The following is an 8,607-nucleotide window of genomic DNA, read 5'->3' as shown; positions in this document are numbered from 1 at the left end:
GCTACGCAGCCCAGCGGGAGCAAGCTCCCTCGCCACAATGGGTGCTTGCGGGTCCACGGCGGCCCTTCAGCAGGTACAATCCGCCGGGCCTTGAAATGAAACACCAGGAATTCAAATGTTCAGCCTTACCCATTACGAAACCCCATGCCCCGAGCCGATCAACGCGCAGATCCTGCAGATGGTGGTCGACTACCTGACGGACATCAGCATGGTCGCCATCCCGCCAAGCAACCTGCTGTACAACGTCTACCAGTACGCCATCGGCTACGAGGTGCACCTGTACCTGGAAGCGCTGGGCGGGTCCAAGGGCATTGCGGTGGAATTGATCGTCGCGCTGGACGCGCAGGAGCAGGTGATCGGCTTCCTGCTGTACCTGCCGGTGAAGGACGATCCCGAGGCGTGCGGCGTGGCTTACATGGCGGTGCACGCCAGCCATCGGCGCAAAGGCGTGGCGCGGGCGATGATGCAGGACATGCTGGCCCGCTACCCCCATGCCGAACTGACCTGCGCAGTGGAGAAGGTCCCGGCGTTCGAGTCCATGGGCTTTCAACTGCGCGGTGTGCGCGGTACCCAGGTGTTGATGAACACCCGCGACTACAGCACTGACGGCTTGATGGGGTTGCTGGATGTGGCGTCGATCTACAGCTCGCTGGAGGTGCGGCAGATCCACACCTACCTCCTGCAAAAGCACGGCAAGCGGGCGATGGTCGATGCCGAAAAACAGCGTGATCGTCACTTCGACCAGATGACCCACAAGGCTCGGATGTTCGTGCACGCAAGGCTGGGCTAACGCGCTCCTCGACTCACCATCGACTTGATGCTCGCAAACAGCTCCTCTTGCGCCTCCAGCGGGCTGATCTCCCCGCTGGCCGCAGCATGGGACAAGGCGTCCGCCGCGCCCAGCATTGCGCGTAAACCGGGCTGGCCAATCACACCGTCCACGGCAAAGGGGGAGAGGGCATCGCGACACTTGCCGAGGAAAATCACGTCGTACTCGCGTTTGATGGTTTCCAGTTCCGGGCTGCCGGCCAGGGCCGCAATCACTCCCGGAATTTCCCGCCCCTGCAACAACACACAGTCCACATAACACGAGGCAATCACCCGGGCGCGATCATCCAGGGTGGGTTCGCTGGCCTCGATTGCAGCGGCAAACACCTGGTTCTGCCGCGCGTCGAAATCTTCATACAGCGCGGCCAACAGCCCCGCGCGATCGCCGAAATGGTCATACACCACCGGCTTTGTAACGCCGGCCAATTCGGCCAAATGCCCGAGGGTCAGCGCGTCGGTGCCTTCTTCGCGCACCAGTTGCCAGGCCACGTCGAGCAACTGGCGTAGCCGGTCATCCCGGGACAGGCGACGGCGAGGGGCAGGGGATTGATCGCTTGACATGCTTATATACCAAAAGTAACTTACCAACGGTAACTTAGCTCAAGCCTACTCAATTTGCCTGCTCATCGCCACCCCCCGAAGGAGTCATTGCCATGCACGCGCTGATCGTCGTTGCCCATCACGACCCACAATCCCTCACCCACAGCCTCGCCAAACAGGCTGCTGCCGGCATCACTGCCGCAGGGCACACCTTCGAGATCGCCGACCTCGCCGCCGAAGGTTTCGACCCACGCTACAACGCCGCCGACCATAAAGTGCACCGCACCCGCGCCACGCCGCCGGCCGACGTACTGGCCGAACAGGCCCGACTCGACCGCGCCGATGCCTTGGTGCTGGTGTTCCCGATCTTCTGGTGGTCGATGCCGGCCTTGCTCAAGGGCTGGATCGACCGGGTATTCGTCAACGGTTGGGCGATCGACTACAGCCTTGAGACGAAGGTGGTGAAAAAACTCGGCCACTTGCAGGTGCACTTACTGGGCGTTGGCGGGGCGGACGAAGGGGTGTTTGAACGCCACGGCTATGCCGACGCCATGCGCACGCAAATCGACCATGGGATCTTTGATTACTGCGGTGCGAAAGTGCTGACATCCGAGCTGCTGCTGGACTCGGAGGGCGGCGGTGCGGAGCAACATCTGGAAACGGTGGCGAAGTTGGGGCGACAACTGTTCGTCACCCTGCAACCCTGCGAAACCGCCTAAACCAGGCTGCTCTGTATGAGCGCTGCCAGCTGTGCGACCGCAGCGCCTGGCGCTGGATGGCTGCAATGCAATTCATAGCCAAGGGACGGCACCGGCGGCAGACCGTCGAGTACACATAGGTGCGCAGGCAAACCGATACGGGTGCGCAAGGTCACACCCAACCCGGCATCGACCGCCGCCCAGATCCCACCCACGCTGGGGCTGGTCAAGGCAATGCGCCAGGCAATGCCGGCGCGGTCCAGGGCTTCGGTGGCGGCGCTGCGCAATACGCAGGGTGCCTCGAACATCACCAGCGGCAGCGGCGCGTCCTCGGAGCGCGGTAGTTGGGGTTTGTCCCGGGGCCCGATCCAGTGCATGGGTGTTTGCCCCAGGCGGGTGCGGCAGGACGATGTCTGACCGGTTTCCCAGGTCAGCGCCAGGTCCAGGCTCGCGCTGTCGATCAGGGTCAACAGCTCGGCATTGCGGCCTATCCGCACTTCAAGGCTGATCATCGGATAAAGCCTGGCGAAGCGCCGCAGGATGTCACTGAGCACATGCTCGCCGAAATCCTCCTGCAAACCGAGGCGCAAAGTGCCTGCGGTTTGGGTTTCGTTAAGGCTGCTGAAGACAGTGTCATTGAGGTCCAGCAACCGCCTGGCGTGGCCGAGCAGCGCTTCACCCACCGGCGTCAGCACCAGCCCGCGCCCGGATTTGCTCAGCACCGGCGTGCCGACCTGTTCTTCGAGTTTCTTTAATTGCGCGCTGACGGCTGAGGTCGAACGGCCCAGGCGATCCGCCGCCTTGGCAAAACTGTTCAGCTCGACGCCGGTGACGAAGGTGCGCAGTACATCAAGGTCGAAGGTGGGGCGGCGCATTGAATGGTCCATTAAAACGGGATGGTGGATGCTATTAAATCTGATATTCGGAATGATCCTGGCTTGCTAGTTTTTGCCCGTCAACTGAATTGTCGGAGCGAGCGTCCATGAGCAACAAATTTACCGAGCTGACCCGCGACGTGCTGTTCGCCGATATCTGGGAGCGCGAGGGCCTGTCGCCCAGGGAGCGCAGCCTGATCACCGTGGCGGCACTGGTGGCGATGTACCGTCTGGAGCAACTACCGTTTCACTTGCAGCGGGCGGTTGGCAATGGCTTGAGCGTCGAGGAACTGGGTGAAGTCATCACTCACCTGGCGTTTTACTCCGGCTGGCCGACAGCGGCGTCGGCGCTGAACCTGTTGGCAGCCATCCATCCTGCGGAGTAACCACCATGCCTTACGCCCGAATCTCCTTGCACCGCGGGAAATCCCCTGAGTATCTGCAAGCGCTTTCACAGGAATTGCATGACGCCCTGGTTGAGAGCTTCAAGATTCCTGACGCGGATCGCTTCCACGTGATCCACCAGCACGAAATTGGCGAGATGATCATCGACCCCAACTATTTGGGCGGCCCGCGCAGCCACGACTATGTACTCATCGCGATCACGGGCGGTAAACCTCGTGATACCGAGACCAAACGGCGGTTTTACCAGGTGTTGGTGGAGCGGCTGGAGGCTACGATTGGGCTGAGCCCTGAGGATGTGATGGTGGTGATTACAACGACGGCGGCGGATGAGTGGTCGTTTGCGGGGGGAAGAGGGAATTAGTAGCACGGGCGTACTTTTCCAATTGGAATGATTGCCCACAAGGTATGGAGAGGTGATCGGGAAATGTCAGTCTGGAAAGGAGGACCTTTCTGACAACCTTTCAGGCGGCTCAGTCTTACTCTTTGCGCTCTCGTGGAATCCAGGAGTAAAGGAATGACTTCCAGCGTCTTGAAGGACGGTTTTCCAGCTGCCTATCGCACCACCCGCGAACGGATCGAAGGCAGTATCGACCTCGGCCGGTTGTTTGCCGCGATCGATGCTGACTCGGCGATTGCGGGGGCAGGAGTGGGTGCAACCATGAGTGTCATAGGCAGCGGCGTCTCCGGGAATATCCGGACACTGGCCATCGGCCTATATGAAGAGTTTGAATAATGGAGCTGAGAAATTCCCCTAGAGCTTTTATGGCTCACTATTTCCCTGTTTTCATCAGTGCTTTTATGTTTGCGCTTTTTGCTCTTGCGGTAGCGGGGTCGTCGATGGGTAGTACCTACATGCGAGGCGTGCCTGCTTATCGTAGTTACACGGGACTGGATGTGGGCATCGCTTCCATTATCTTGTCAGCGGGCAACTTTCTTATCCTCCGAGGTCGCGCCTGGGGCGTCTGGATACTGGCAGGCAGTTGTGTGATGAGCTTTTTCATTGTGCTGTTCACCTACAGCTATCAGCCCCATCCTTTTATCTACACAACGGGGCTGTTGTTCCCGCTGCTAAGCCTCTACCTGCTCAATACCCACCGCCACCGCCAAATGCGCGCAGAACTCGTTCTACTTCGTCACGAACGCGAGCGCTACAAAGCCGGCTTTCGGCCCCCGCGTACTCAGGAGATGGCCCAGGCTCGCCTCGAATACAAAACGGCCCGCAGACTCAAGCGTGAAAATCGCCGCAAATGGAACGCGGCCCTCAACCCTCGCGAAACAAGTCATGAGCATCCAGCAACCGATACGCAATCTCCGGGCGCTTCTCCATGCCCTTGCGAATCGCCGCTGGAATCGACTGCCGGGTCTTGCGACACAACCCCGGCAAGTCATCGATAACGATCTGAATCCCGCGCATCGTCTTCACTTCCGTATGGCCCGGCGCGATATGCACGCGAATGCCCAGTTGCTGATACATCAGCTGTTGCATGCGCTCAAGATCGGGCAGGCTTTGCAGGTTTTCGAGGCGTTCGAGCAGGCGTTTTTCTTCCTGGCGCGTCAGGTGCAGGATGCGTGCATCGGCGCCGGGAAGGTCGAGCAGTTGCTCACGATTGCAGTCGCAGACGCCGGGTGGGCAGGGTTGGCGAATCGTCATGCAGTCTCCCTCCCGTTACCGGCGCCGTTGGCTTACCAGGTCAGATGAACCCCAAGGCTTTCCAGCTCTTTCCAGTACTCGGGATAGGTCTTGCCGACGCAGTCCGGGTCCTGAATCCTGATCCCCGAGACCTTCAAGCCCGCCAAGGCAAAGCACATCGCGATGCGGTGGTCGGCGTGGGTGTCGATCAGCGCGTTGCACGTGGTGCCCGCCAGGGCCGGATCGCTGGCCACCAGCAAGTCATCACCTTCAATGGTCGCCAGGCCTGGGCGGATTTCATTCAGACCGTCATGCAGTGCCTGCACCCGATCACATTCCTTGACCCGCAGGTTGGCCAGTTCCGTGAAACGTACCGGTGTGTTGTTGAACGCGGCGAGCACGGCGAGGGTGGGGATTGCGTCCTGCATCTGCGAACCGACAACCACCGGTTGCATGTGCGGGAACTGCGCGATCACTTCCTGGGCCTTGGCATCGGGCTGGGTGAAATCCTGCGGGGCGACACCAAGGTCGATGCGGCCACCGGTCAGCACTTCAGCGGCCCACAAATAGGTGGCGGCGGAAGCGTCAGGCTCGATCAGGTAGTCGTGGGCGGTGTAGCCGGTCGGGGCCACGCGCCAGGTGCTTTCATCGACGATGTCCACCTGGGCACCGAAGGCGCGCATGCAGTCCAGGGTCAGGTCGACATAGCCACGGGCGCCAATGTCCTTGCCGGTCAGTGCCACTTCAATCGGGGCTTCGCCGCACGCCGCCAGCATCAGCAGCGCCGACACATACTGGCTCGACAGGCCGCCGTCGATCTCGAAACGCTTGGCTTGCACGCGGCCAGTGCCATGGACGGTCACGGGTGGGCAGCAGGTTGGGCTGTCGACCTGGATGCCATTCTGGCCGAGGGTCGCCAGCAGCGGGCCGATCGGGCGTTTTTGCATGTAGGCATCGCCGTCCAGCACCACGGTGCCTTGTACGGTGGCCACGGCGGCGGTGAGAAAGCGCATCGCGGTGCCGGCGTTGCCGAGAAACAACGGTTGCGCCGGCAATTGCAGCTTGCCTACGCTGGTGACGACGAACGTGGTGTCGTCCGGTTCATCGATCACCACGCCCATCTGCCGCAGGGCCACCGACATGTGGCGGGTGTCATCGCTTTTCAACGCGCCGCTCAGGCGGCTGGTGCCCTTGGCCAGGGCCGCCAACAGCAGGGCACGGTTGGTAATGGATTTGGAGCCGGGGGGCGCTACCTTGCCGTTCAGAGGAAAGTTGGGCGGTGTAACGGTCACGGTTTTCTGCGAACTCAAGGTACAAGGCTCCTGCTTCAAGGCGGGTGGCGTTTGGCGGACACGAATAATCGGCCAAACACGCTACCGTTGTCGAGCGGGGATCGTTCAGAGTCGCGGGTTATGGCGCCATGCGGCCATTCATGTCGCCATAGGTGAACGCCTTGAGCGCGTGCGTATCCAGTTGCCCGGTACGCAGGAAGCCTTCGGCGAGGCTGTGCATGGCGCCATACAGGAATTCGGCGATGCTCGAGCCGGCCGTGAGGCGGCGTACGCCCAAGGCTTGCAGCGTCTCGGGCGCGGGCAGGCCGGCCCAGGCCAGCACGTTGACCGGCAAGTTGGTCGCCTGGCAGAGCTGCTGGATTTCGTGCTCCAGGTGGATGCCGGCGGCAAACAGCCCGTCGGCGCCTGCGCCCTGGTACAACGCGGCGCGCTTGAGGAGTTCTTCAAGGCGCTGTGGCTCCGGGGCCAATCCTTTCAAATACACGTCGCTGCGGGCATTGATAAACAGCTTCACGCCACAGTTGTCCGCCACACGACGGGCGACTTCGATCTTGCGGGCCAGCAGATCAGGCGTGTCGGCACCGTCCTCGATGTTAATCCCGACGGCACCGGCGTCGATTACCGCCTTGATCACCCGGCCCACGTGCTCCGGGTCGTCGGAATAACCGGCCTCGATGTCCACGCTCAGCGGCACGTCAATCACCCGGGCGATGGATTGCACGGTGCTGACCAGCAGCGGCAGCGGCAGATGATTGCCGTCCTTGTAGCCATGGGTCCAGGCGACTGCGGCGCTGCTGGTGGCGACGGCCTGGCTGCCCAGTTGCGCCACCAGGCGCGCACCGCCGGCATCGGCAACGTTGGGCAGGATCAGCAATTGGGCGTGGTGCAGGGCGTGGAAGGCGGTGGCGTGGGCGGTCATGGCGGGTCAGTCCTTTGAGTGGGCTTTGTTGTTGAAGGCGCCTGTCATATCAAGAATCGGCCCGGCATCGCAATCGATAACACACCACTGGTCGACATTTCCCACGTTGATGTCGATTGAGCGCCTGATGGATCGACTACAGGCACAACAACCCGTCGAATCAGGAGAGTGATCATGTCTTACGTAGATGGCTGTGTGATCGCGGTGCCCACCGCAAAACGCGAACAATTCATCCAGCACGCCAAGGCCGCCGCCGTGGTGTTCAAGGAACATGGTGCGCTGAATATCATCGAGTGCTGGGGCGATGATGTACCTCAGGGGCAGGTGACCTCGTTTTCCATGGCGGTCAAGCTCAAGGAGGATGAAACCGTGGTGTTTTCCTGGATCGTCTGGCCGTCGCGGCAGGTGCGTGACGCCGGGATGAGCAAGGTGATGGAAGACCCGCGCCTGAAGGCAGACGTCAATCCGATGCCGTTTGATGGGCAACGGATGATCTATGGCGGATTTGAGATGATCCTCAACACCTGAGGCCAGGCGTTCATGGACGGCGGCTGTAGTCCGATCGCCTGTCGCAGGGTAGGACCGACGATAACTCTGGTGCAAGACCAGTGCGAAAACTCTGCAAAACAAGGACTTGACGCGATTTGTCTGACAGAAACGTCGGGTAGACAACCCGGCGAGGTGGGCTAAGTTCAAGGCGCTTCCCATGAGGGGAAGTCTTCAATCAAGGAGTGACTGAAATGAACAAACCCCAGACTCAACTCAGGCATGGTCGCGTCGTGACACCCGCCAGTCGTGGCTCGGTGGCGGTAGAGCGTGGCCTGCTGGAAAACTGGCAAGTCAACGAAATGGAAGGCGGCAAGAACTTCCCGGCCCTCAACGCCGGGCCGTTTCCGGCGCCTTACGAAACCGACGATCAAAGCGTCACGCCGCCCGCCGACGGGCACATCCTCAGCGGCGGCAAGACCGATGCCCGTGACTGCGTGAACTTCACCGACGAAGAAATGGCTAAAAAGCTCAACACTCCGTTTAACTGGCCGTTGTTGAATGTTGAAGCCGGCCAGGTGTTCAAGGTGCAATGGGATTACACCGCCGCGCACGTGACCCGTGGCTATCGCTGGTTGATCACCCGAGACGGTTGGGATCCCAGGCAGCGCATCAGCCGCGCGCAACTGGAGGCCAAGCCTTTCTTCGAGGACTTCTATACCCAGGTGCCGTATTACCAGCACTCGGCCGAACTGAAGGCCAAGGTTGAACATCAGGTGACGTTGCCCAAGGGCAAGAAGGGCCGGCATGTGCTGGTGTTGATGTGGATCGTGGCCAACACCGGCAATGCGTTCTATCAGGCGTTTGACGTCGATTTCAACTAGCGGCAACTGAACCCGGAGGCAAAACAAAAAAATGTGGCGAGGGAGCTTGC

Annotated in this window: 12 protein-coding genes; 7 read left to right on the top strand and 5 right to left on the bottom strand. The window is 60.8% G+C overall.

What is annotated here, in order from left to right:
• The first annotated feature begins 115 nt into the window (after positions 1–115).
• Positions 116–790: a GNAT family N-acetyltransferase gene (locus HX873_RS30420; protein WP_003215223.1), complete on the top strand. Its 675-nt coding sequence runs from the start codon at positions 116–118 to the stop codon at positions 788–790.
• Here HX873_RS30420 and HX873_RS30415 read toward each other — a convergent pair.
• Positions 787–1,389: a TetR/AcrR family transcriptional regulator gene (locus tag HX873_RS30415; RefSeq protein ID WP_177123683.1), complete on the bottom strand. Its 603-nt coding sequence runs from the start codon at positions 1,387–1,389 to the stop codon at positions 787–789. The genes HX873_RS30420 and HX873_RS30415 overlap by 4 nt on opposite strands.
• A gap of 92 nt (positions 1,390–1,481) precedes the next feature.
• Here HX873_RS30415 and HX873_RS30410 point away from each other — a divergent pair, with 92 nt between their 5' ends.
• Positions 1,482–2,087 carry an NAD(P)H-dependent oxidoreductase gene (locus HX873_RS30410; RefSeq protein WP_177123681.1) on the top strand — a complete coding sequence of 202 codons (606 nt, stop codon included), beginning with the start codon at positions 1,482–1,484 and terminating at the stop codon, positions 2,085–2,087.
• Here the strand turns inward: HX873_RS30410 and HX873_RS30405 are convergent.
• Positions 2,084–2,941 (bottom strand): LysR substrate-binding domain-containing protein, encoded by an 858-nt coding sequence (locus HX873_RS30405; protein WP_177123679.1) that lies wholly within the window; start codon positions 2,939–2,941, stop codon positions 2,084–2,086. The two genes, HX873_RS30410 and HX873_RS30405, sit on opposite strands and share 4 nt — an antisense overlap.
• Before the next feature lie 107 nt (positions 2,942–3,048).
• On the opposite strand from HX873_RS30405, the gene HX873_RS30400 reads away from it, so the two are divergent.
• From HX873_RS30400 to HX873_RS30390, 3 genes are all read left to right on the top strand, one after another.
• Positions 3,049–3,327: a carboxymuconolactone decarboxylase family protein gene (locus HX873_RS30400; RefSeq protein ID WP_008436391.1), complete on the top strand. Its 279-nt coding sequence runs from the start codon at positions 3,049–3,051 to the stop codon at positions 3,325–3,327.
• 5 nt (positions 3,328–3,332) lie between these two features.
• A complete protein-coding gene (locus tag HX873_RS30395; protein WP_102605865.1) occupies positions 3,333–3,707 on the top strand; it encodes a tautomerase family protein in 375 nt (124 codons plus the stop codon).
• Positions 3,708–3,860: 153 nt separating this feature from the next.
• Complete coding sequence (locus tag HX873_RS30390; protein WP_102605864.1) at positions 3,861–4,079, top strand: hypothetical protein; 219 nt, start codon at positions 3,861–3,863, stop codon at positions 4,077–4,079.
• Between the two features lie 528 nt (positions 4,080–4,607).
• Here HX873_RS30390 and HX873_RS30385 read toward each other — a convergent pair.
• The 3 genes from HX873_RS30385 to HX873_RS30375 all read right to left on the bottom strand — a co-directional run bounded on the left by HX873_RS30385 (position 4,608) and on the right by HX873_RS30375 (position 7,187).
• Complete coding sequence (locus HX873_RS30385) at positions 4,608–4,997, bottom strand: hypothetical protein (RefSeq protein WP_177035594.1); 390 nt, start codon at positions 4,995–4,997, stop codon at positions 4,608–4,610.
• Between the two features lie 32 nt (positions 4,998–5,029).
• Positions 5,030–6,286: a 3-phosphoshikimate 1-carboxyvinyltransferase gene (gene aroA, locus HX873_RS30380; RefSeq protein WP_177123677.1), complete on the bottom strand. Its 1,257-nt coding sequence runs from the start codon at positions 6,284–6,286 to the stop codon at positions 5,030–5,032.
• A 100-nt stretch (positions 6,287–6,386) separates the two neighbouring features.
• Positions 6,387–7,187, bottom strand: coding sequence for an isocitrate lyase/phosphoenolpyruvate mutase family protein (locus tag HX873_RS30375; protein ID WP_177123675.1), 801 nt, complete (start codon positions 7,185–7,187; stop codon positions 6,387–6,389).
• Positions 7,188–7,361: 174 nt separating this feature from the next.
• Between HX873_RS30375 and HX873_RS30370 the strand changes: the two genes are divergently transcribed.
• The gene (locus HX873_RS30370) at positions 7,362–7,715 is read left to right on the top strand and encodes a DUF1428 domain-containing protein (protein WP_177123673.1); all 354 of its coding nucleotides are present in this window, start codon (positions 7,362–7,364) and stop codon (positions 7,713–7,715) included.
• Between the two features lie 212 nt (positions 7,716–7,927).
• Positions 7,928–8,557 carry a lytic polysaccharide monooxygenase auxiliary activity family 9 protein gene (locus HX873_RS30365; protein WP_102605856.1) on the top strand — a complete coding sequence of 210 codons (630 nt, stop codon included), beginning with the start codon at positions 7,928–7,930 and terminating at the stop codon, positions 8,555–8,557.
• Positions 8,558–8,607: the final 50 nt, after the last annotated feature.

The sequence above is a fragment of the Pseudomonas sp. P7758 genome (genome assembly GCF_013386485.1).
Lineage (GTDB): Bacteria > Pseudomonadota > Gammaproteobacteria > Pseudomonadales > Pseudomonadaceae > Aquipseudomonas.
The sequence above is the reverse complement of the archived record's forward strand: the minus strand, read 5'-3'. Positions and strand labels throughout refer to the sequence as shown.